Annotated in this window: 17 protein-coding genes and 1 pseudogene; 7 read left to right on the top strand and 11 right to left on the bottom strand. The window is 70.5% G+C overall.

The features are described 5' to 3' along the window. Positions 1 to 40: 40 nt before the first annotated feature. Positions 41 to 262: a hypothetical protein gene (locus tag Q0M60_RS12330; RefSeq protein ID WP_296819930.1), complete on the bottom strand. Its 222-nt coding sequence runs from the start codon at positions 260 to 262 to the stop codon at positions 41 to 43. Positions 263 to 417: 155 nt separating this feature from the next. On the opposite strand from Q0M60_RS12330, the gene Q0M60_RS12325 reads away from it, so the two are divergent. Genes Q0M60_RS12325 through Q0M60_RS12305 form a run of 5 tightly spaced genes read left to right on the top strand, consistent with a single transcriptional unit; the run spans position 418 to position 5,354 of the window. Beyond that, positions 418 to 1,278: an SMP-30/gluconolactonase/LRE family protein gene (locus Q0M60_RS12325; RefSeq protein ID WP_296819929.1), complete on the top strand. Its 861-nt coding sequence runs from the start codon at positions 418 to 420 to the stop codon at positions 1,276 to 1,278. 57 nt (positions 1,279 to 1,335) lie between these two features. Further along, a complete protein-coding gene (locus tag Q0M60_RS12320; protein WP_296819925.1) occupies positions 1,336 to 3,060 on the top strand; it encodes an IlvD/Edd family dehydratase in 1,725 nt (574 codons plus the stop codon). After that, a complete protein-coding gene (locus tag Q0M60_RS12315) occupies positions 3,061 to 3,813 on the top strand; it encodes an SDR family oxidoreductase (protein WP_296819921.1) in 753 nt (250 codons plus the stop codon). After that, positions 3,814 to 4,716, top strand: a complete 903-nt coding sequence (locus Q0M60_RS12310) for a 2-dehydro-3-deoxygalactonokinase (protein WP_296819919.1) — start codon at positions 3,814 to 3,816, stop codon at positions 4,714 to 4,716. Beyond that, positions 4,713 to 5,354: a 2-dehydro-3-deoxy-6-phosphogalactonate aldolase gene (locus tag Q0M60_RS12305; RefSeq protein WP_296819917.1), complete on the top strand. Its 642-nt coding sequence runs from the start codon at positions 4,713 to 4,715 to the stop codon at positions 5,352 to 5,354. The genes Q0M60_RS12310 and Q0M60_RS12305 overlap by 4 nt, the downstream gene beginning before the upstream one ends. On the opposite strand, the gene Q0M60_RS12300 is transcribed toward Q0M60_RS12305, so the two are convergent. Both Q0M60_RS12300 and Q0M60_RS12295 read right to left on the bottom strand, forming a co-directional pair. Further along, on the bottom strand, positions 5,339 to 7,588 hold the full coding sequence (locus Q0M60_RS12300; protein WP_296819915.1) for a family 1 glycosylhydrolase: 2,250 nt from the start codon (positions 7,586 to 7,588) through the stop codon (positions 5,339 to 5,341). The two genes, Q0M60_RS12305 and Q0M60_RS12300, sit on opposite strands and share 16 nt — an antisense overlap. Before the next feature lie 50 nt (positions 7,589 to 7,638). Beyond that, the gene (locus Q0M60_RS12295; protein ID WP_296819913.1) at positions 7,639 to 9,345 is read right to left on the bottom strand and encodes an MFS transporter; all 1,707 of its coding nucleotides are present in this window, start codon (positions 9,343 to 9,345) and stop codon (positions 7,639 to 7,641) included. A 118-nt stretch (positions 9,346 to 9,463) separates the two neighbouring features. On the opposite strand from Q0M60_RS12295, the gene Q0M60_RS12290 reads away from it, so the two are divergent. Beyond that, the gene (locus Q0M60_RS12290; protein ID WP_296819911.1) at positions 9,464 to 11,578 is read left to right on the top strand and encodes an ATP-binding protein; all 2,115 of its coding nucleotides are present in this window, start codon (positions 9,464 to 9,466) and stop codon (positions 11,576 to 11,578) included. 3 nt (positions 11,579 to 11,581) lie between these two features. Here the strand turns inward: Q0M60_RS12290 and Q0M60_RS12285 are convergent, their stop codons facing one another. The 3 genes from Q0M60_RS12285 to Q0M60_RS12275 form a co-directional block, all read right to left on the bottom strand. Further along, the gene (locus Q0M60_RS12285) at positions 11,582 to 11,851 is read right to left on the bottom strand and encodes an usg protein (RefSeq protein ID WP_296819909.1); all 270 of its coding nucleotides are present in this window, start codon (positions 11,849 to 11,851) and stop codon (positions 11,582 to 11,584) included. A 241-nt stretch (positions 11,852 to 12,092) separates the two neighbouring features. Continuing rightward, a complete protein-coding gene (gene trpE / locus Q0M60_RS12280) occupies positions 12,093 to 13,574 on the bottom strand; it encodes an anthranilate synthase component I (protein ID WP_296819907.1) in 1,482 nt (493 codons plus the stop codon). Continuing rightward, entirely contained in the window at positions 13,571 to 15,481 is a 1,911-nt protein-coding gene (locus Q0M60_RS12275) for a peptidylprolyl isomerase (protein WP_296819904.1), read from the bottom strand. The genes trpE and Q0M60_RS12275 overlap by 4 nt, the downstream gene beginning before the upstream one ends. A gap of 391 nt (positions 15,482 to 15,872) precedes the next feature. Here Q0M60_RS12275 and Q0M60_RS12270 point away from each other — a divergent pair, with 391 nt between their 5' ends. After that, positions 15,873 to 17,093: an RtcB family protein gene (locus tag Q0M60_RS12270; protein WP_296819902.1), complete on the top strand. Its 1,221-nt coding sequence runs from the start codon at positions 15,873 to 15,875 to the stop codon at positions 17,091 to 17,093. A gap of 2,188 nt (positions 17,094 to 19,281) precedes the next feature. On the opposite strand, the gene Q0M60_RS12265 is transcribed toward Q0M60_RS12270, so the two are convergent. The 5 genes and pseudogenes from Q0M60_RS12265 to Q0M60_RS12245 all read right to left on the bottom strand — a co-directional run. After that, positions 19,282 to 19,590, bottom strand: a complete 309-nt coding sequence (locus tag Q0M60_RS12265; protein ID WP_296819899.1) for a GNAT family N-acetyltransferase — start codon at positions 19,588 to 19,590, stop codon at positions 19,282 to 19,284. After that, on the bottom strand, positions 19,587 to 20,792 hold the full coding sequence (locus Q0M60_RS12260) for a cupin domain-containing protein (protein ID WP_296819896.1): 1,206 nt from the start codon (positions 20,790 to 20,792) through the stop codon (positions 19,587 to 19,589). The genes Q0M60_RS12265 and Q0M60_RS12260 overlap by 4 nt, the downstream gene beginning before the upstream one ends. A 5-nt stretch (positions 20,793 to 20,797) precedes the next feature. After that, positions 20,798 to 21,238 carry a hypothetical protein gene (locus Q0M60_RS12255; RefSeq protein ID WP_296819894.1) on the bottom strand — a complete coding sequence of 147 codons (441 nt, stop codon included), beginning with the start codon at positions 21,236 to 21,238 and terminating at the stop codon, positions 20,798 to 20,800. 182 nt (positions 21,239 to 21,420) lie between these two features. Further along, positions 21,421 to 22,089, bottom strand: coding sequence for a hypothetical protein (locus Q0M60_RS12250; protein ID WP_296819891.1), 669 nt, complete (start codon positions 22,087 to 22,089; stop codon positions 21,421 to 21,423). 101 nt (positions 22,090 to 22,190) lie between these two features. Next, positions 22,191 to 22,555: pseudogene (locus Q0M60_RS12245) on the bottom strand (DNA-packaging protein); the annotation flags it as partial.

Raw genomic sequence — 22,555 nt, 5'->3', positions numbered from 1 at the left:
GGTTCACCGGCCACGGCCGGCGGCGGTCGTCCGGAGCGCCTTAGGCGGGCGCGCCGTTGATGCGGCGGCAGAGGTTCAGCGCGGTCAGGCCGTCGGCCCCGCTCTGCACGTCCCGGACCCATGCCGTCTCGCCGGCGACGGCGATGACCGTATAGTGGGGGAAGTGGTTCTGCCCCGTCCGGACCAGGTCGCCGACGCGGATGTCCTCGTCGTGCTCCTCGTGGCCCAGATTGAAGACGTCCAGATAGCTAAGCTTGTTCATGTCCTTCGCCCACCCGACTCATTTGGCGGATGACGAATGTAATACTGTCAGATGTGAATGGAACCCGAACGGGCGCGCCGACGTTGATGCAGGTTTGCCCGCGCGCTGAAATCTGTTGCGGACCAATTTCCGCTTGTCTTTCCGGAGAGTCTTGAGTGGCCGTGACTTGCTGCGTGCGCGCCGAAGCGACCCTGGGCGAAGGCCCCCTCTGGGACCCCGTCCGCGAGCGGATCTACTGGTTCGACATCCAGAATAAATCGCTGTTCTGGTGGCGCCCGGGCAACGGTGAGGGGGGCCACTGGACCCTGCCCGTCCGCGCCAGCGCCGCCGCCCTGCGCGCCGACGGCTCGCTGCTGCTGGCCACCGAGGGCGGGATCGGCGTGCTCGATGTCGAGACTGGCGGCTTCGAAATCCGCGCCATCGCCGAAGAGCCGGTCGAGAACCGCTCCAACGACGGCGGGACCGACCCCTCGGGGCGCTTCTGGTGGGGCACCATGCGCGACGGCGCCGTGCCGGACGCCGGCTCGGTCTATCGGCTCGATCCCGACTGGACGATCCGCCGGGTCATCGAGCCGATCACCATCCCCAATGCGCTCGCCTTCTCGCCCCATGGCCGCACCGCCTATGTCGCCGAGTCCGACAGGGCGCTTATCTGGGCCTATGACGTCGATCCCGCGACCGGCGACCTCGGCGGGCGCCGCCTGTTCGCCGAGGTCGCGGATGGCTCGCCCGATGGCGCGGCCGTGGACGCCGAAGGATACCTCTGGAACGCCCATTGGGGCGCCTGGCGCGTCGTCCGCTACGCCCCGGACGGGACGATCGACCGCACCATCGACATGCCGGTCGAACAGCCCTCGAGCTGCGCCTTCGGCGGCGCGGACCTGAAGACCCTCTTTATCACCAGCGCGCGCGAGGACCTGTCGGACGAGGCGCTGAAGGGCCAGCCGCTCGCCGGCAGCCTCTTCTCGATCGAGGTTGAGGTCCCCGGTCTGCCGGTCGCGCCCTTCGCCGGGTGAACCCTCGGGCGCTCCAGCGGTTATCGGACTGACCGCCCGTCGAGGAGCCAACCCCCCGTGAGCCGCAAGCCGTTCCGCAGCGCCCACAGCTACGGAAAGATCGACCGCGACGGCTTCATCCACCGCAGCTGGATGAAGAGCCTCGGCCTGCCCGACGACGTCTTCGACGGCAGGCCGGTCATCGGGATCTGCAACACCTGGTCCGAGCTCAACCCCTGCCACGGCCACCTGCGCGACCTGGCCGAGCACGTGAAGCGCGGCGTCTGGGAGGCCGGCGGCCTGCCGCTGGAGTTCCCGGCCATGTCGCTGGGCGAGACCCAGATGCGCCCGACCGCCATGCTGTTCCGCAACCTGCTGGCGATGGAGACCGAGGAGTCGATCCGCGGCAACCCCATCGACGGCGTGGTGCTGCTGGGCGGGTGCGACAAGACCACGCCCGGCCAGCTCATGGGCGCCTGCAGCGTCGACCTGCCTGCCATCGTGGTCTCGGCAGGGCCCAAGCTGAACGGGACCTTCAAGGGCAAGGCCATCGGCTCAGGCACCGACGTCTGGCGCCTGTCGGAGGCCGTCCGAGCCGGCGAGATGTCCATGGACGACTTCACGGCCGCCGAGGCGGGGATGAGCCGCAGCCACGGCGTCTGCAACACCATGGGCACGGCCTCGACCATGTCGAGCCTCATAGAGGCGCTGGGCGTCAGCCTGCCCATGAACGGCGCCCTGCCCGCCGTCGACGCCCGGCGCGGGACCATGGCCCACCTCACCGGCCGCACCATCGTGGAGATGGTCCGGAACGACCTGCGCCCGTCCCAGGTCCTGACCCGCGACTCCTTCGAGAACGCCATCAAGGTCCACGCGGCCGTCGGCGGCTCGACCAACGCCGTGCTCCACCTGCTGGCCATCGCCGGCCGGCTGGGCGTGGAGCTGAGCCTGGAGGACTTCGACCGCTGGGGCCGCGAGGTGCCGCTGCTGGTCGACATCATGCCGTCCGGCCGGTTCCTGATGGAGGACTTCGCCTACGCCGGCGGCGTGCCGGCGGTGATGAAGGAGCTTCTGCCGCTCCTGAAGACGGAGGCCCCCACCGTCTCCGGCCTGACCATGGGCGAGGTCGTCGAGGCCGCCGAGGTCTGGAACCGCGACGTCATCCGGCCCCTGTTCGATCCGGTCGGCCCGTCGTCCGGGGTCTGGGTCCTTCGCGGCAACCTCTGTCCGCAGGGCGCCATCATGAAGCCGAGCGCCGCCACGCCGTCCCTGCTGCGCCATCGCGGCCGGGCCGTGGTCTTCGAGACCATCGAGGACTACCGCGCCCGCATCGACGACCCGGACCTGGAGGTCGACGCCTCGTCCGTGCTGGTGCTCAAGGGCTGCGGTCCCAAGGGCTACCCCGGCATGCCCGAGGTCGGGAACATGGCCCTGCCCCGCAAACTGCTGGCCCAGGGCGTGCGCGACATGCTGCGCATCTCCGACGCCCGGATGAGCGGCACGGCCTATGGCGCCGTCATCCTCCACGTCGCGCCCGAGGCCGCCGCCGGCGGCCCGCTGGCCCTTGTCGAGACCGGCGACGAGATCGTGCTGGACGGGCCGGCCCGGTCGCTCGAACTCTGCGTCCGCGAAGACGAGCTGGCCGACCGGCGGCGGCGGCGCGACGCGCAGGAACAAGCGCCACAGCCCGCCCGGGGCTGGTATAGGCTCTACGTCGACACCGTCCTTCAGGCGGACCAGGGCTGCGACCTGGACTTCCTCGTGGGGCGGAGCGGCGACGAGGTCACCCGGGAGTCCCACTGAATGCCTGACTACGCGCGCTATCCCAGCCTTGAGGGCCGGTCCGTCTTCATCACCGGCGGCTCGTCCGGCATCGGCGCCTGCATGGTCGCCGAATACGCGCGCCAGGGCGCGAAGGTCGCCTTCGTCGGCCTCGACGTCGCCGCCGGCGAAAAGGTCGAGGCCGGAGCCCCGGGCAGCTGGTTCAAGCGCTGCGACGTCACCGACGCCCCCGCCCTGGAGGCGACGCTGGCCGCGGCCGCCGAGCGCCACGGGCCAGTCACCATCCTGGTCAACAACGTCGCCAACGACACCCGCCACAAGGCCGCCGAGACCACTCTGGAGCAGTGGCATAGGGGCCTGGCGGTCAACCTCGACCCGGCCTTCATCTGCAGCCGCGCCGTCTATCCCGGCATGGTCGAAGCCGGCGGGGGGGCGATCCTCAACATCAGCTCGATCAACGCCCTTCTCGGCCCCGCCGAGATGCCCACCTATGTCGCCGCCAAGGGCGCCATCAACGCCCTGACCAAGGCCCTCGCCCGCGAGTGGGGCCCCCAGAAGATCCGCGTCAACACCGTCTCCCCCGGCTGGATCGTCACCGAGCGCCAGCTGGCCCTGTGGCTGACGCCGGAGGCCGAGGCCGAGTGGATGGAGCAGGTCGCGCTGAAGGAGCGCATCCTGCCCGAGGACGTGGCGCGCCTGTGCCTGTTCCTGTCGGCGGACGACAGCCGGATGATCACCGGCCAGAACTTCGTCATCGACGGCGGCCGGACCTGAATGGCCGAGCCCGTGTTCCTCGCCTGCGACTGGGGCACCACCAACCTCCGCGCCTGGACGGTCGGCGCCGACGGCCAGCCCATCGAGGAACGCGAGTTCGACTACGGCGTCGGCCGCCTCAGCCCCGGCGAGGCCGAGCAGCTCTTCCACGACGCGGTCCGTCCGGCGCTGTCCGCCGAGCGCCTGCCCGCCGTGCTCTGCGGCATGATCGGCTCCACCCTCGGCTGGAAGGTCGTGGACTACCTCGACTGCCCCGCCTCCCTCGATAATCTGGCCCGCGGCCTCGACAGGGTCGCCGAGGACGTCTGGCTGACGCCCGGTCTGCGCGGCCAAGGCGTGGCGGGCGCGCCCGACGTCATGCGCGGCGAGGAGACCCAGATTCTCGGCTGGCTGAACGCGGACCCCGTCCGGCTCCAGGGCGAGCATCTCATCTGCCATCCCGGCACCCACGCCAAATGGGCGGTCGCCCGCGACGGCGGGCTGGAACGCTTCGTCACCGCCATGACCGGCGAGCTGTTCGGCTTGCTTACGAAGCACGGCGTGCTGAAGACCGACCGCCCCGCTGAACTCGGCGCCGACTTCGACGCTGGCGTCGAGGCCGCCGGCGACGGCTCAGCCCTGGCCTCGCGGCTGTTCACTGTTCGCTCTCGGGTGGTCGGCGGCGACGCCGATCCGGCGGGCTCGGCGTCCTATCTGTCCGGCCTGCTCATCGGCGCCGAGATCGCGAGCACGCCGGCTTGCCTCAACGCCCGGCCCGAGCGTGTCGCCCTCATCGGTGAGCCCGAACTCTGCGTCCTCTACGAACGCGCGCTGACGCTGCGCGGGATCGCGTCCGAGACCTTCGACGGCCGGGACGCGGCGCTGGACGGCCTCACCGCGCTTTATCGAAAGGTCCGGCCATGAAGCTCGACGAGGCCATGCGCACCGTACCCGTCGTCGCCATCCTGCGCGGCGTCACGCCCGACGAGATCGAAGCCCACGCCGAGGCGCTCCACGCCGGCGGCGTCCGCATCGTGGAGATTCCGCTCAACTCGCCCGAGCCCTTCGAGAGCCTGCGCCGCCTGACCGAGGGCTGGGGCGATCGCCTGGTCTGCGGCTCGGGAACGGTGCTCTCGCCCGACATGGTCGACCACGTCGCCCAGGCCGGCGGCCGCATCGTGGTCGCCCCGAACACCAATCCGGCCGTCATCAAGCGCAGCCGCGACCTCGGCCTCGACCCCATGCCCGGCGTCCAGACCGCGACCGAGGCCTTCGCCGCCTACGACGCGGGCGCGCGCTACCTCAAGCTTTTCCCGGCCTCCAGCGCCGGGACCGGCCACCTCAAGGCGCTGATGGCCGTCCTGCCGAGGGACGCGACCGTGCTCGCCGTCGGCGGCGCGGGGCCCTCGACCATGGCCGACTGGTGGGCGGCCGGCGCGCGCGGCTTCGGCCTCGGCTCGGATATCTACAAGCCCGGCCAGTCGCCCGAAGAGACCGCGGAAAAGGCCCGCGCCGCCGTCGCCGCCGTCCGGCCTCTGGTCGAGGCTCAGGCCTCGGCCTGATCCAGCGCCGGCGCGCAGGCCGTGCGCGTCCCGGCCGCCGCCCGCGCCTCGCCGTCCCTCCGCCGCCAGGCGTGCAGGAAGCGCTCGATGGCGTCCTCGGCCGGCCTCAGCAGCGCGCCGCGCTCCGAGCCGAGGTGCACGTCCGCCGGCCGCGCCGCCCGCCAGCCCATGGCGTCCGACCCCACGCCGTCGACCAGCCCGGGATCGAGCCTGGCGGCCTCCGCCAGGGTGCGTGCGAACCCCGCCCAGGAGAACCGGCCCGAGTTCGCCAGGTGCCACAGGCCGGTCTCGCCATCGATCAGAAGGTCGAGCGTCGCGTGCGTCAGGTCCGGCACATGCGTCGGCGAGACGAAACAGTCCTCCGCCGCCTGGAAGCGCTCGCCGGCCGACAGGGCGTTGAAGCAGTGCACCGCGAAGTTGTGCGCGTCCTCGGCCTGGAAGAAGGCCGCCGTCCGGATCACCAGCGCCTTGCCGCCGACCGCCAGCACGCGCCGCTCGCACTCGGCCTTGCTCCGCCCGTAGACGCTCAGCGGCGCGGTCGGATCGCCCTCGACATAGGCCCGGCCCGCCAGACCGTCGAAGACCAGGTCCGACGAGAATGCCACGAACGGCAGCCCCGCCCGCTCGCACGCCTGGGCCAGCAGCTCCGGCCCCTCGGCGTTGGCGCGCATGCAGGCTTCGGCCTCGTCCTCGGCCTCGTCGACGCGCACCCAGCCCGCCGCATTGATCACCGCAGCCGGGCGGATCTGGTCGATGGCCTCCCGCACCGCGGCCTCGTCCTCGATCGGCAGCCGCGCCCGGTCAGTCAGCACATAGGGCAGGTCCCTGAGGCGGCAGGCGCGCGCCAGCGCCTGGCCCAGCGTCCCGGTCCGGCCGGTGATCAGGATCGGCCTCTTGTCCGTCCGCACGGGCGGCGTCGGGCGCCGGCTGGGCGAGACCGTCGGCACAGGCGGATATTCCATGCGCACCTCCCGTCGCCACCAGCCTTCGCGCTCCAGCCCGAGGATGTCCGGCTCGCGCCCGTTGGCCAGCGCCTTCAGCAGCTCCGCCGCCGCCGTCGGCCGGGGCTGGCCACCCCTCAGATCAAAGACACCCGGCTCATAGTGGCCCCGCTGCCGCGTCAGCAGGCTGTCCCAGTCATGGGCGCCCAGCAGCGACCAGGCCGTCACCGCCTCGACGTCCACGCCGTCGGCCCGCAGCCGCTCGCACGCCCGCCACGCCTCCAGCAGCCAGCGCATCTGCTCGTCGCGCGTGCAGCCGTTGTGCACCTCGGTGACCGCCAGCGTCCGGCCATAGCGCCGCCACGCCTGGTCCAGCAGCGTCTCCAGCCCCAGCGGCCCTTCGGCCGCGGCCCTGACCGCCTCGACGTCCGCATAGCGCCGCTTGTCGCTGCCGCCGTGGGTGTGCGGCGGATACCGCTCCAGCCGGTCGTCCAGCAGCCGCTCGCTGGTCAGATAGTGGTTCACCCCGATCACGTCCGGCGGGCACGGTTCGGCCGCGATCGCCGCCAGTCGCGCCTCCAGCCCATGGCGCGCCAGCCGCTTGAATAGCGGATGCGACGACGTCACCCGCCCGCAGAGCAGGTCCCAGGTCAGCCAGCGCCGGTGGTTCTCGAACGCCGCCTGCTCCTCCAGCCCCGCCCGCGCATGGGTGAAGCCCAGGTCCTCCGTCTGGATCAGCCGCGCGTCCGGGATCACCTCACGGATCGCCCGCATGGCCAGCCGCGTCGCATCGATCTGGTTCAGCAGCGCCAGCCACAACGCCCCCTCGTCCCTCAGGTGCGGATACCAGAGGCCGTAGAGCGCGCTGAACCGCGCGGTGGTCAGGGGCTCATTGACCGGCGTCCAGTCGCGCACCCACGGATAGCGCTCGGCGACGGCGCGCGCGTGCGCCGCCAGTCCCCCCGCAAAACCTTCGTCCAGCAGGCTGGTGTAGGCCGGGCCCGAGCCGTGATGGACCAAGCCCACGATCGGCCGCACGCCCAGCCGCCTCAGCTCGCCCAGCCGCTCGTCGCTCCAGCGCCAGTCGCGCTCCTCCGGCGACCTCGGCGACACCCGCTCCCACAGCACCGGATAGCGCAGGGCCGCCACGCCCAAGCCGGCGAACAGCTCCAGGTCGCTCAGCCGCTCCTGATGCCCGGACAGCACGGTCTGGTCGACGAACCGGCCGCCCAGCCGGTTCACCGTGCACTCATGCCCGCCCCAGAGGTGCAACTCGTGCGCGCGCGCGCTCAATGGCCTGTTCCCTCGGTTCCCTGAACCAAGGGCAACCCCCTGCAGCCAAGCTAGGTTCCCGCCTGCCCGCCCTCCGGCAGGTGATCCATCGGCCGCCGATAGGTCTCCGGCAGCAGGAACAGGCCGATCACCAGCGTCGCCGCCGCCACGATCACCGGGTACCACAGGCCCGAATAGAGGTTCCCCGACGCCGCCACGATGGCGAAGGCCGTGGTCGGCAGGAAGCCCCCGAACCAGCCGTTGCCGATGTGATAGGGCAGCGACATGGAGGTGTAGCGGATCCGCGCCGGGAACAGCTCGACCAGGAGCGCCGCGATCGGCCCGTAGACCATGGTCACCAGCAGGACGAGGTAGGCCAGGATGGCCACCACCGCCGCCGTGTTCACCCGCGCCGGGTCCGCCGCCTCCGGATAGCCCGCCGCGTTCAGCGCCGCCCGCGTCTCGGCCTGGAAGGCGGCGATGGCCTCGGCCCGCGCCTCGCCCGTGACTACTGCGGGATCAGGGGCTGTGACCACCGTCTCGCCGATGCGAACCTCGGCGACCGCGCCCGGCTCCGCCGCCACGGTCTGGTAACCGACGCCGGCCTTGGCGAGGAAGGCCTTGGCGATGTCGCAGGACTGGCTATCGAAGCGGTTGCGGCCGACCGGATCGAACTGGAACGAGCAGTCCCCGGGCGCGGCCCGAACCGTCACCGGCGCGCTCGCCTGCGCCTGGGCCAGCGCCGGATTGGCCGCCCAGGTCAGGGCGTTGAAGGCCGGGAAATAGGTCAGGGCCGCGAGCGCGCAGCCGGTCAGGATGATCTTCTTTCGCCCGATCCTGTCCGACAGCCAGCCGAAGACGATGAAGAAGGGCGTCCCGATCAGCAGGGCTGCTGCCACCATGGCGTTGGCCGAAAACCCGTCGACCTTCAGCATCTTCTCGAGAAAGAACAGGGCGTAGAACTGGCCCGTGTACCAGACCACCGCCTGGCCGGCGACGGCGCCGAAGAGCGCGATCAGCACCAGCCGGGCATTGGGCCAGCGCCCGAAGGACTCCTTCAGCGGCGCCTTCGACGTCGTCCCCTCGGACTTCATCCTCTGGAACACCGGGCTTTCGTTCAGCTTGAAACGGATCCAGATCGAGATGGTCAAAAGCACGATCGACAGCAGGAAGGGGATGCGCCAGCCCCAGGCCGCGAAGTCGTCCGGCGCCATCAGCGCCCGCGTCGCCATGATGACCAGCAGGCTCAGGAACAGGCCCGCCGTCGCCGTCGTCTGGATCCAGCTGGTGTACAGGCCCCGTTTCCCGTCCGGCGCGTGCTCGGCCACATAGGTCGCCGCCCCGCCGTACTCCCCGCCCAGCGCCAGCCCCTGCAGCAGCCGCAGGAAGACCAGCAGCAGCGGCGCCGCCACCCCGATCTGCCCGTAGCTGGGCAAGAGGCCGACCACGAAGGTCGACAGGCCCATGATCGCCATGGTCACCAGGAAGGTGTTCTTGCGGCCCACGATGTCGCCGATCCGCCCGAACACCAGCGCCCCGAACGGCCTGACCGCGAACCCCGCCGCGAACGCCCCCAGCGCCAGGATGAACCCCGTCGTCTCGTTCACCCCCGAGAAGAAATGCTCGGACAGGTAGATCGCCAGGGAGCCGTACAGGTAGAAGTCGTACCACTCGAAGACGGTGCCCAGCGACGAGGCGCCGATGACCAGCTTCTCCTGGCCGGTCGCCTGATGAGGTCCCGGATCGCCCGCGTCGCCCCTGGCCGTCGTCTCCGTCATGCGCCGCCTCCCCGCCCGCTGGGCCGACGTTAAGCCGCCTTTTGGACGCTGGATAGTCGTTCACGGCTTTCAAAGACTTGCGTGGTCTTCTGCTCCGCCTGTCCGACGGGGAGTGGGCATGAGAGTATTCGGCGTGCGTTGGCGCTTCTACCGGACGGCGGAACCGCCGCGCGGCCTGATGACGGCGCTCATCCTCTTCGTGGTCTTCGCCGCGGCCGTCTATTCCGGCGTGATGTGGTCCCGGTCGGTCGAGAACTCGACCACCTTCTGGGCCGCCAACGGCGTGCTGGCCGCGGGCCTGCTGCTGCTGCCGCGCCGCCTCGGCTGGGCCTTCGCCGCCGCCTGCATCGGGCTGAACGTGGTGGTGAACATCATCGCCGGCCTGCCGCCGATCTTCAACGCGGCCTTCACCGGCCTGAACCTCGTCTTCTCGGTCGCGGTCGTCGGGCTGGTCCGCACCTTCTGCGGCGCCGCGCTCGACCTCGGCCGGCTGCGGCGCTTCCTGCCCTTCGTGGGCCTCGTGACCGCAGTCGGTCTCGCGGAGGGCGCGATCGGCGCACTCATGACCACGCCCGCCACCGGCCAGGACTTCCTCGTCATCGCCTCGCGCTGGATGGCCTGCGACGTCACCGGCATGATCCTGGGCCTGCCCGCCACCCTCATGGTCATGCGGCGGATCAATCCGCTCTACATGGGCCCGGCCGGCCGCGCCGAGCGCCTGATCCTGCTGGCCGCGCTCGGCGCCGGCACGCTCGCCCTGTTCTCCCTGTCGGGCTTCACCGCCTTCCTCCTGACCTTCCCGGCCCTGGTCTTCGCCGCCTTCCGGCTGGGCTCGGCCTGGACCTTCCTGGCGGTCTGGCTGATGGCCCAGGCCGCGACCGTCCAGACCCTGGCCAACCGCGGCCCCATCGCCGCCTTCCAGGGCGGTGAGGCCTTCACCGACCTCGTTCACCTCCAGCTCTATGTCGTCAGCCTGGTGCTGGCCGCCGCCTTCGCGACCAGCGCGCTGGCCGAACGCATGCGGGCCGAGCACCGCATGCGCCGCAAGGCCGCCGCCGCCGCCGCCAGCCACGCCCGCGTCGAACAGATGTCCCGCACGCGCGAGCGCTTCCTGGCCGTCGTCAGCCACGAGATCCGGACGCCGCTGAACGGCATCCTCGGCTTCACCGGCGCCCTGTCCCAGCGCGGTGACCTCCCGCCAGAGGCCCGCCGCCAGGTCGAGATGATCGGCCGCTCGACCGACGACCTGATGACCGTGGTCGAGGACATCCTCGACTTCTCGCGGCTGGAGACCGGCCGCTTCGAGCTGGAGCCCGCGCCCGCCGCCGTCCTCGACAGCCTGATCTGCGCCGCCGAGCCGGCCACAGCGGCCGCCCGCGCCAAGGGTCTGACCTTCCACGTCACCGCCGACGCCCCGTCCGGCCTGCATCTGGTCGACGCGCGCCGCCTGCGCCAGGTCGTGGCCAACCTGGCCGACAACGCCGTGAAGTTCACCGAGACCGGCTCGGTCGAGGTGCGCCTGACCACCCTGCCGCGTACGGACCGCGACGGCTTCCGCATCGAGGTGCTCGACACCGGCCCCGGCGTGCCGGCCCACCGCCGCGCCGAGCTGTTCCAGCCCTTCGCCCAGATGGACGCCTCCATCTCGCGCCGTCACGAGGGCACGGGCCTGGGCCTGGCCATCTGCCGCTCGCTGGTCGAGCGCATGGGCGGCGAGCTCGGCCATGACCCCCGCCCCGAGGGCGGCTCGATCTTCTGGGTCACCCTGGACCTGCCGCGCGCCGAGGCGCCCGCCGCCACGGCCGAACCCGCGCCCGCCGAAGACGCCGAGCGCGCCCCGCGCATCCTCATCGTCGACGACCATCCGGTGAACCGCGAGGTCGCCCGGCTGATCCTGGGCGCCGTCGGCTGCGAGATCGCCGAGGCCGAAAGTGGCTTCGACGCCGTGGAGGCCGCCAGCCTCGAGGCCTTCGACGTCATCCTGATGGACATCCGCATGCCCGGCATGGACGGGCTGGAGGCCACGCGCGCCATCCGCGCCCGGGGCGGCGCCTCCGCCCACGCCCCGATCCTCGCCGTCACCGCCGACGTGATGCGCGAGGATGTCGAGCGCTGCCGCGCCGCCGGCATGAACGGCCATGTGCCCAAGCCGCTGAACCAGGCCCGCCTCATCGGCGCGCTGCAGGCCGCGCTCTCCGGCGGCGAGGCCTTCCCGGCCGCCCAGGCGGCCTGAGCCTCAGTTCAGGCTGAACACCCCGTCGACCGCCCGCCACTCCGCCGGCGCGATCAGCGCGCGGTGCGCCACCCGCACGGAATGCAGCATGCCGTCCAGGTTGTGGCTCCAGAAGTCCAGGAACCCGTGCAGCGTCGGGAATCTCGGCGCCAGATCGTACTCCTGCCAGACGTACATCTGCAGCAGCGAGGGATGATCCGGCATCCAGTAGTGGATCTCCGCCGTCGTCAGCCCATAGCCCTGGATCTGAAGCTCGAACGCCCGTGACACCATGCGCGCACCCATCCTCCACCGGACGGCGCGCTGCGAGGGCCGTCCGCAACCCCCTGAGGTTGAGGCTGAATCGGCGGAGCTGAAAAGAGGGACGGCGGTAGCCCGCATCCTCTTGTCATCCCGGAAGCCGCGCAGCGGCTGTCCGGGATGACCGCGCCGCCGCGCCCATTGTCCCGGCTCTGCGCTTCGCTTGGCCGGGATGACAAATGAGGAGGTCCCGAGACTTCGCATCAAGCGCCCCCTACCCGAACCGCCACGCCTCCTCCGCCGCGCGCATCAGGGCGCGGGCCTTGTGCTGGGTCTCGGCGTATTCGCTGGCGGGGTCGCTGTCGGCCACCAGCCCCGCGCCGGCCTGGACGTACATGCGGCCGTCCTTGAACAAGGCGGTCCTCAGCACGATGCAGGCGTCGATCTCGCCGCCGGCGCCGATGTAGCCGGCCGCCCCCCCGTAGCCGACGCCGCGCTTGGTGGTCTCCAGCTCGTCGATGATCTGCATGGCCCGCACCTTGGGCGCGCCCGACAGGGTCCCGGCGGGAAGCGCGGCGGTCAGGACATCGACCGGATCCAGGTCCGTGCGCGCCTTGCCGACCACGTTCGAGACGATGTGCATCACGTGCGAATAGCGCTCGACGTAGAAGCTCTTCGTCACCTCGACCGAGCCCGGCAAAGCCACCCGGCCCACGTCGTTGCGGCCCAGGTCCAGCAGCATCAGGTGCTCGGCCCGTTCCTTCGGATCGGCCAGCAGCTCGGCCTCCAGCCGCATGTCCTCGGCCGGTGTGGCGCCTCTCGGCCGGGTGCCCGCCAAGGGCCGGATGGTCACCTCCCCGTCCCTCAGCCGCACCAGGATCTCCGGGCTCGAACCCGCCAGCGCAAAGCCGCCGAAGTCCAGGTGAAACAGGAAGGGCGAGGGATTGGTCCGCCGCAGCGACCGGTAGAAGGCGAAGGAGTCCGACGGCGCCGGCCCCTCGAACCGGTGCCCCGCCACGACCTGGAAGATGTCGCCCGCGCCGATATAGGCCTTGGCCCGCTCGACAACCCGGGCGTAGGCCGCCGCGTCCACGTCCGAGACCAGCTCCGGCGCGACCGTCGGCTGGGGCGCGCGGCCCGCCGGCAGGGGGGACTTGAGCTGAGCCTCGAAGGCGTCGAGCCGTGCGTTCGCCGCCGCCCGCGCCTCGTCCGCCGTCGCCTCGCCCGGCCAGACCGGGGTGCACAGGATGATCTCCTGGGCCACCCCGTCGAAGACCGCCACCACCGAGGGCCGCGCCCAGACGGCGTCCGGCAGGTCCAGCGGATCGGCCTTGGCCGGGCCCACCGGCTCGACCAGCCGCACCATGTCGTAGCCGAACACCCCGAACAGGCCCGCCGCCATCGGCGGCAGGTCGTCGGGCAGGTCGATGCGGCATTCGGCGACCAGCGCCCTCAGCGACTCCAGGGCGGGCAGGCTCTCGCGCGCATAGGCCCCGGCCTTCACCGCCTCGGCCCCGCGCGCCACCTCCGCCCGGTCTTCGCGACAGCGCCAGACCAGGTCGGGCTCGACCGCCAGGATCGAATAGCGCCCGCGCCAGGCGCCGCCCTCGACGGACTCGAACAGGAAGGCGAAGGGCCGGCCCCGGCCCACCTTCAGATAGGCCGAGACGGGCGTCTCCAGGTCGTCGATCAGCCGCCGCGAGACGACCTGCGGCCGGCCGGCGGCGTAGAGGCGTTCGAACGCGTCGGCGGTCATTCGCCGCCTTCGGGTTCCTCTTCCGGCGGCACGCCGAGCGCGGCCCGGGCCCGGTCGGGGAAGGTCTCGACGCCCACGGCCTCGCCCGCCGCAGTCTGGATGCCGGGCAGCAGCTCCTGCTGGAACACCGCCCCGGTCAGGGCCGGACGGCGCTGTTCCGCGATCCGGCCGGCGACCGCGGCCGTCGGGGCCCGGACCTGGTCGACCACGCCCACGGCGAAGCGGCCTTCCTGGTCCGCCGGGCCGGAGAAGACCTGGCCGCGGCCCTGGCCGAACAGGCCTTCGATCACGCCCAGCGGCGGCGCGTCCTCGCCCTCGCCGGCGTTGCGGCCCACGCTGTCGCGGCTGACGACCGTCAGGCCCTCGGCCTGGGCGACCGCGGCGATGTCCTCGCCGCCCCGGATGCGGCCGGCGATGGCGTTGGCCCGCTCCTGCAGCAGACGCTGGGTCTCGCGCTGGCGCCAGGCGGCGGTCAGTTCGCCGCGCAGTTCGTCGACGGTCGGCATGCGGGCGGGGGTGATCTGGTCGACGCGGATGGCGAAATACTCGTCGCCGCCGGCGTCCACGATGTCGCTCTCCTGGCCCTGGGCCGTGTCGAAGGCGGTCTGGTACAGCACCTCGGGCGCGCCCATCGGCTGGCCGTTCGGCAGCTGCCCCTCGGCCGAGAACGGCGGCAGGGTGACGATGTCGCCGCCGGTCTGTTCCGCGGCGTCGGCCATGCTGGCCCCGCCCTCGCGCAGCTGGACATAGCGTTCGACGTTCTCGGTGACGCGCACGCGGGCCTGCTCGAGACGCAGCGCCTGCTCGATCTCCGCCCGGTGGTCCTCCAGGCTCGCCTGACGGCCGGCGGTGACGTCGTTCATCTTGATGACCACCAGGCCCAGCTCGCCCTGGACCGGTCCCGAGACCGCCCCTTCCGAGAGGCCAAAGGCGGCCGCGGCCACCCGCTGGTCGGCCACCGCGCTGCGCGGCTGGCTGTCATAGGTCACCGGCTCGATGTTCAGGGCCTCGCCCACGGCGGCGGGCGCCTCGCCGGCGCGCAGGCGCTGGGCGATCTGGCCGGCCACCTGGGCGTTCGGCGCCGTCAGGGTCACGAAGCTGCGCGTCTCCGGCGTGCCCAGCGAGTCCCGCGCGAACTCGAAGCGGCGCTGGATGTCCTCGTCGCTGACCGTCACCTGCTCGGCCGCCTGGGCCGGGGTGAAGCGCACCAGGGTGACCACGCGGCGCTCGGGCTCGCGGACCTGGTCGGCGAACTGGTTCAACAGCTCGGTCAGCTGGGCGTCGGTCGGGGCCGGGACATCGACCGCGGCCGGGTCCAGCATCACCCAGCGGCCCGCGCGCGTCTCCTGCGCATAGGCCGCCTCCAGCGCCCCGTAGATGCGCGGCAGGCGCAGGCCCGCGGCCACGCCGGCCACATAGTGCTCGGCCGCGATCTGGTCGCGCATGGTGCGTTCATAGTCCGCCGGCGTCATGCCCGCCTCGGCCAGGCGCGCGGCGTAGATCTCCTCGTCGAACTCCCCGGTGACCTGGTCGAAGAAGCCGGTCTGGGAGCGCAGCTGCTCGGCCACCAGGTCGGCGGCCGGCCGGATGCCCACCTTCCACACCCAGGCGAACAGGCTCTCCTCGCCGGCCAGCCCTTCCAGGATCTGCAGGTGCTGGCCGCTCTCGACCAGCTCGGTGTTGGTGAACCGCTGGCCCGACATCTGGGCGTTGCGCTCGTTCAGATTGTCGATGATCCGCGCGAACTGCTGCTGGCTGACCTCCCGCTCGCCGGCCTTGATGACATAGGTGCCGAACTGAAGGCGGAAGACGTCCGTCACCCCCACCACCACGAGGCCCACGATGAGCAGGCCGATGATGACGGCGGCGGCCCAGGACTTGGCGAAACGGCGGGTGGTCGTGAGCATCTTGCGAGACGAGCCTTGAAGCGAACCGTCTCTGTCGGACGGACCTAGCCCTTTAGCGGCTTAGCCTCCGCCCGGGCAAGGCGGAGCGCGCCGATCCGGCCCTCTTCCGAGGGGGCTGGCCTTTCCCGGATTATTCCGTTATCCGCCCCGCTCCGGAAACGAGAGACCCATGTCCTTCAAAGCGTTCCCCGCCTGCCTGCCGCTGTACCTCGACCGCCAGCCGGTCGAGAGCAATGGCGCGTGCGCGGAGGGCGTGTAGGAAGACCCGGGGATCAGACGATCCGGATTTCCAGAAACCCCTCCCGCCGACCGGCCGGAGGGGTTTCTCGCATCTGGGACGCCCTTCTGACCGGTCCGTGTGGAGGATCAGACAGAAGAGGAGACGTCGGCCATGCGTGGCTATGACGTGATCGAAGGCCCGGACCACGTGCCCATCAAGGCGTGGACCCGGGGAGTGCCCATCGAGGATGCGGCGCTCAAGCAGCTGAAGAACGTGGCCTCGCTGCCGTTCATTCACCGCCACATGGCGGTGATGCCGGACGTGCACTGGGGCATGGGCGCGACCGTGGGGTCGGTGATCCCGACCGTGGGGGCCATCATCCCGGCCGCCGTGGGCGTGGACATCGGCTGCGGCATGATGGCGGTGCGGACCTCGATCCGCGCCGAACACCTGCCGGACGACCTGTCGGCGATCCGCTCCGCCATCGAGGCGGCCGTTCCGCACGGCCGCACCGACAACGGCGGGCGCAACGACAAGGGCGCCTGGGCCGGCGAGCCCCCGGCCTCGGCCGAGGCCCGCTGGACCGAGCTGAAGGCCGGCTATGACGCGGTGGTGGACAAGCACCCCAAGGCGGCGCATCCGCGCGGCTACGGCCACCTGGGCACCCTGGGCACGGGCAACCACTTCATCGAGCTGTGCCTCGATGAGGCCGGCGACGTGTGGGTCATGCTGCACTCCGGTTCGCGCGGGGTGGGCAACCGCTTCGGGACCTACTTCATCGAGCGCGCCAAGCACGAGGCGCGTCGCTGGTTCATCAACCTGCCGGACCAGGACCTGGCCTACTTCCCCGAGGGGTCGGAAGGCTTCGTCGACTACGTCCGGGCGGTGTCGTGGGCCCAGCGTTACGCCCGCGCCAACCGCGAGGTGATGATGGACCAGGTGCTGGGCGTCCTGCGCGCGATCTGGCCCGACCTGGAGACGACGGCTGAGGCGGTGAACTGCCACCACAACTACGTCTCGAAGGAGCGTCACTTCGGCAAGGACGTCTTCCTGACCCGCAAGGGCGCCGTGTCCGCCAGGGAAGGCGAGCTCGGCATCATTCCGGGCTCGATGGGGGCCAGGTCCTTCATCGTGCGGGGCAAGGGCAATGCGGACAGCTTCTGCACCTGCTCGCACGGCGCCGGTCGGGCCATGAGCCGGACCGAGGCCAGGCGGCGCTTCACGGTGGAGGACCACGTCCGCGCCACCGAGGGCGTCGAGTGCCGCAAGGACGCCGAGGTGATCGACGAAACGCCGATGGCCTACAAGGACATCGACGCGGTCATCGCGGCCCAGTCCGACCTCATCGAGGTCGTGCACACCCTGCGTCAGGTGGTGTGCGTCAAGGGATGACGGGAGCCGGTTCCGCCTCGCGCGGAGCCGGCTTTCGTCGTTCAGGACGCCGCTGTCGCCACCCCAAAGCGGACGTTCCGAATGTCCGCTTTCGACCCATAGCGGACACCTCAACTAGCCAGCCGTCGCTCACCGGCTAATCTGCATCATCGGGATCAATATCCCTTATTGGCGGCAGGCTGGTTCCGCACCACGGACAGTGAGCGATCTCAACCACACTGCCCGCATAGCCGTCCTTGCCGTCACGAACGAATAGGCCAAACCCACCCCTCACCTCAGCGATGAGAGCGTCCGGACAAGCGTCGCGAGAGCCATGTAGGCCGCATTGCTGACGTAGGTCCGCAGCCATTCGCTCGCAGCAATAAGTGGTCATCCCGGACTTTTCCGTCGCTGAACCGCCACACCGCAAGGCAATGTCCGCTTTCCACCCATTGCGGACTCTGAGAGGTCCGTGGTTCCGTAGACCAGCCCGGAGCAGTGAGGTCGAAGTGTCGGTGCGACTAAGCCTCTGTCTCTTAGCCAGTGTCTGGCTCGCTGCTTGCGAGGCTGATGATCGTTCTCAAGCCGCCCCCGCAGAAGCCACGGACATAGACGTGCAGCACGGCCTTCTCTCGCTGGAGGCACAATCGAAGCTGCCAACTTATGTGCGGGTTTCTCCCGATCAGACCGTCACCGTCTGGCGCGCAGATGGCGACCGCGCCGTGACCGTAGGGTCGGCGGAGGTCGCGCGCGGGTTGGCTGACGTGCGCACGGCGCGAGACGATCCCGTATGGATATTTGCGGAGCACGATCCAGCGGCTGGCGAGATGATTGAGATGGTCAGAAGCCTCCGGGACCAAGGCTTCATTTGGGTGGTGCTAGTGGAGCCTGGAGGCTGGGTTCCTCCGGAACCGAGCGAGGCTGCATCACCGTCCTGAGGGTCCGCTTCCCCGGAGTGTCCGCTTCCCACCCCCAGCAGACCTTCGCACAATGAGCCCCGCTTATCCGCACGGGAGGGCGATAATGTCTGGATACCAATGCTGCTTCTGCGCTTCGGCCATTGCGCCGTCAGGCGCAGACGGGGTGCGTCTGACCCTCTCTGCACTCGGGCCGTCACCCGCCGCGCAGGACCTGTTTGCACATGTGGACTGCCTGACGGAAAGCTTCGCGCCTGCGCTCGCGCCCGGCGTTGTATTCGACGCCGACGCCTTCAGACCGGATTGACGTCGGCTATCCACCCATAGTGATCATGTCCGTCACAAGCGCAAGCCTGATCAGCGCGAACCGGGCGGACTGAGGACCTCCTCGTCAGCAGGGCCGCCAAATGTGATCGGAACTCGGACCGTCTCGCCCACACGGCTGGGATTGTAGGCAAAATGCTGAGACACGCAGAGAGCCCAGTCACTGAGCCGGTGATTAGTGCTCTGAGTGACCACACAACTTTCCAGTCGCCCAGACCCCTCGATCTGACAGGTGAGCAGGACGGACCCGTCCGGAATGTCGGTCACGGACGGTCGGCACTGATTGACCTGATCGCCCGTGGGTAAAGACACGGGTGAGGCACCGTGAACGAAGGCGGCGGCGCTCAGCGCAGGAGCAAGGGTGAAGACCGAGGTTCGCATGCCAGCGATCAATCCAACATGAAACGTCCGCTTTCCACCCATTGCGGACATCAGGGCGCGCTCATAGGCTTTCCAGGTGGATACGAGCATCCCTCCCGAGAACCCACAGATCGTGGCCGGTGAGTATCACGGGCTGCTTTGGGAACAGCAGATCCTGCTCGACCTCTACGAGGACACTTGGCTGTTTGCTGTCGTCGGGCTCGCGCTCGGAGCGTCGTGGCTAATCATCCGTGCGCTTGCAAGACGTCGACGCCGCCCGCACAGGCCCACGTGACCGCACCGGCAATAAGGTCAGCGCTACCAAGTTTCCCAGTGTCGCCTGCCCGCTTCTGTCCAATAGCCAAATCGAGCGCCGTCGAACTCGACGAGGCCTTCCTCTGCTAACGTCGCCAGCGCCAACTGGCCGGCAGACATGGACTGGCTGTCGAGGGCGTCTCGGTCGGTCAGATATTGACCAACCATGGCGACGAGGGCGGTCCGGAGTCTTGCTTCCCTATCCATGACGCAATCCTCCGATCAGCTGCTGCGCCCACAACGTCCGCTTTCCACCCATAGCAGACATTAGGACTCCCGACCCTTGACCACCCCTACAGCCCCAGCGCCGCCCGATACGCCGGATGCACCACCTCCACCCACTCCGGGTGCTTCTGCAGATAGGCGGCGAAGAAGGGGCAGACCGGCAGGATGACCAGGCCCCGCGCCTTCACGTCCGCCAGCACGTGGCGGGCCAGGCGGCTGGCGACGCCGCGCCCTTCCAGCGCCTCGGGCACGAGGGTCTCGGTGACCATCAGCCCGCCGGCGACCAGGTTGTAGGTCACCACCGCCGTCTGGCCGTCGATCTCGAGCAGGTAGCGGCGGGCGTCCGGATCGTCGCGGACCTCCGGGTCCAGGCTCACGCCGGGCGGACCACGCCGAAGGCGCGCAGCTTGCGGATGAAGGCCTGCGGATCCGGCGCGTTCAGGTCGGCGGCGGCGAAGGGCTCGCCGTTCATCGCCCGGCGCGCGGCCTCGGCCTCCTCGGGCTTGAAGTCCAGGTCCCCGCCCGGCGCGATCAGCACCAGGTCGTCGCCGTCCTCGGCCAGCCGCCAGGGGGCGTCGGCGCGCACCACGAACCGCTGCGCCGGATCGAAGGCCCCCGCGCCCGTGACGATCGCCCCGGCCACGTCCGGATCGCGCGAGCGGATGAAGCTGTCGACCATCAGCTCGAAGGCCGAGTCCATCGCCACCTTGCCCGGCAGGGCGCCGACCAGCCGCTCGAACTTGGCCTGCATCTGCGACCGGTCGAAATCGGGCCGCGCATAGCCGACCGGCAGGCTGCGGCGCAGCTCCGGATCCTTCAGCGCCACTTCCGACACCGCCTCCAGCACCAGCTCGGCCCAGGTCTTGACGATCAGGCCGCACGTCACGTGCAGGGACGGCTGGTCGCCCGAGGTCGAGGCGTCATGCATCAGGCCGCGCGGGACATAGGCGCAGTCCCCGGCCTTCATGACGAACTCGGCGGTGATCTCCCCGGTCTCGTAGCGGCCGCGCTCATAGCGCTCGCCACGATAGGGCGCGTCCACCGGCTGGTTGTAGAAGCGCCACAGCTTCTCGCCCTCGACCTGGATCACGAACACGTCGTGGTTGTCGTAATGGGTCCGGAAACCCTGGGCGTTCGGCGGCGTCAGATAGATGTTGGTCTGGACGTGGCAGGAGAACAGCGCCTCCATCGACCGGCAGAAGGCCGCCAGCGTCGGATCGGCCTGGTGCAGCTGCTGCAGGATGATGGTCGCGCCGCGCCCGTACTCGTGGGCGATCACGCCCCGGTCGATGACGCCGCCGTCCATCAGATAGGCCTGCCGGCTCATCTCGCGGCTGGCGTCGGCCAGGTCGAGCATGCCCTCGCGCAGGTCGGCCGAGGCCACCAGACGGTCGATCGCCGCGATCGACAGCAGCTCGCGGAATCGACCGGGCTCATCGCGCGAGACGACCAGCGGCAGGCGCTCATAGTAGGTGTCGAAGAAGACCTCGCGCGAGGTCGGGCCGATCAGCCAGTCCAGCGGATCGGAGGTCCAGGGGCGCGCCGGGGCCTTCGCCCCGGCGCCAGCGGAGTCAGCCATTCAGATCAGCCGCGCGGACGTCCGCGGCCGTGACCCGCGCGGTCGCGGTTCGAGCCCGAGTCGGACTCGGTGATGCCCGAATAGCCGCGGCCCGCCGGGTCGCTGCCCGAACCGGAGTCGCTGTCGGTCACGCCGGTGCCGTTGCCCCGGCCATTGCCGCCCCGGTCGACCGGGTCGGAGTCGGTCAGGCCGCTGGCGCCGCCGCCACCGCTGCCGATGCCACGGCCGACGCCGTCATAGGGGTCGGAGTCGGTGATGCCGGTGCGGCCGTAGTTGGCGCGGTCGGCGTAGGAGCCCGAGTCGCTGTCGCTGCGGCCGGTCGGGCGCTGCTGCGCCTGGGCCTCGCCGGCGATGAGGGTGGTCGCGCCGGTCGCGGCCACGCCGCCGAGCACCGTCGCCATGAACGAACGCCGGTTCAGGCGCTTTTTCTTGATGTCGTCAGCCATGCTGATCCCCCGCTTGAGGTTGCGAACCATTCGCAACCATCCCCCTGAAAACAGGTCAGAAATAGCATGGCGCCGGACTCGGGCCTAGCGACAACGACTCGCAACTAGGTAGCCCTCGCCCGGCTCATGCCGCAACGAGTCCTTCGGTTTCAGCAGACTGGCCGGCGCGCCGTTCTGTCGGATCAGCCGCGCGGACGCCCGCGCCCGTGGCCGGCGCGGTCGCGGTTCGAGCCCGAGTCGGAGTCGGTGATGCCCGAATAGCCGCGTCCCGCCGGGTCGCTGCCGTAGCCGGAGTCGCTGTCGCTCACGCCGGTGCCGTTGCCGCGTCCGTTGCCGCCCCGGTCGACCGGGTCGGAGTCGGTCAGGCCGCTCGCGCCCCCGCCGCCCCGCCGGCCATAGCCCGGCTGGTCGGCGTATGAGCCGCTGTCGCTGTCCGTCACGCCGGTGTAGCCGCCCTGGCCGCGACGGCCATAGCCGGGCTGGTCGGCGTAGGACCCCGTGTCGCTGTCCGTCACGCCGGTGTAGCCGCCGCTGCCCCGCCGGCCATAGCCGGGCTGATCGGCGTAGGAGCCGGTGTCGCTGTCGGTGACGCCCGTATAGCCGCCCCCGCCGCCTCGCCCGACGCCGCGGCCGACGCCGTCATAGGGGTCGGAATCGGTGATCCCCGTACGGCCATAGTTGGCGCGGTCGGCATAGGAGCCGGAATCGCTGTCGCTTCGGCCGGTCGGCCGCTGCTGCGCCTGGGCCTCCCCGGCGATGAGGCCGCTGGCCCCGGTCGCGGCGGCCCCGCCCAGGATCGTCGCCATGAACGAGCGCCGGTTCAGGCGCTTCTTCTTGGTGTCGTCAGCCATAGGCTCCCCCGTGATATTGCGAATAACTCGCAGACATCCCCCTGAAAACGCGATGAAAATAGCACGACGCCGCCCACAAGCCTAGCCGTACGAATTCGCCGTTATCCCAAGGCCCTGATCCGCGGCAGCACCCGCTCCCCGCTGATCAGCAGGTCCGTCACCGCCCACACCAGGGCGTCCGCCCGATCGAGGTCGCAGGCCGTCTCCTCCTCGGTGCCCACCGCCCTCAGCTCCTCGGCCAAGAGCCTGAGCGGCGCGGCGTGCCTGACGCGGCCCTGTTCGTAGAGCGCCGCCACCGGCTCGGCCCGGGCCCGCTTGCCCTGGGTGGCGCGCACCTCGCGGATCGGGGCGCTGACCCTGGCCGCCCTCAGCACCTGCGTCACCATCGTCCCGCCCTGGTTGACCTCGACCACCACGCACTGCGCGTCGAAGTCGCGGATCGCCCCGGCCACCACCTCGGCCCAGC

Origin of the sequence: Brevundimonas sp. (genome assembly GCF_024711105.1) — a bacterium.
Classification (GTDB): domain Bacteria; phylum Pseudomonadota; class Alphaproteobacteria; order Caulobacterales; family Caulobacteraceae; genus Brevundimonas.
This window is presented reverse-complemented; position numbering and strand designations above follow the sequence as displayed.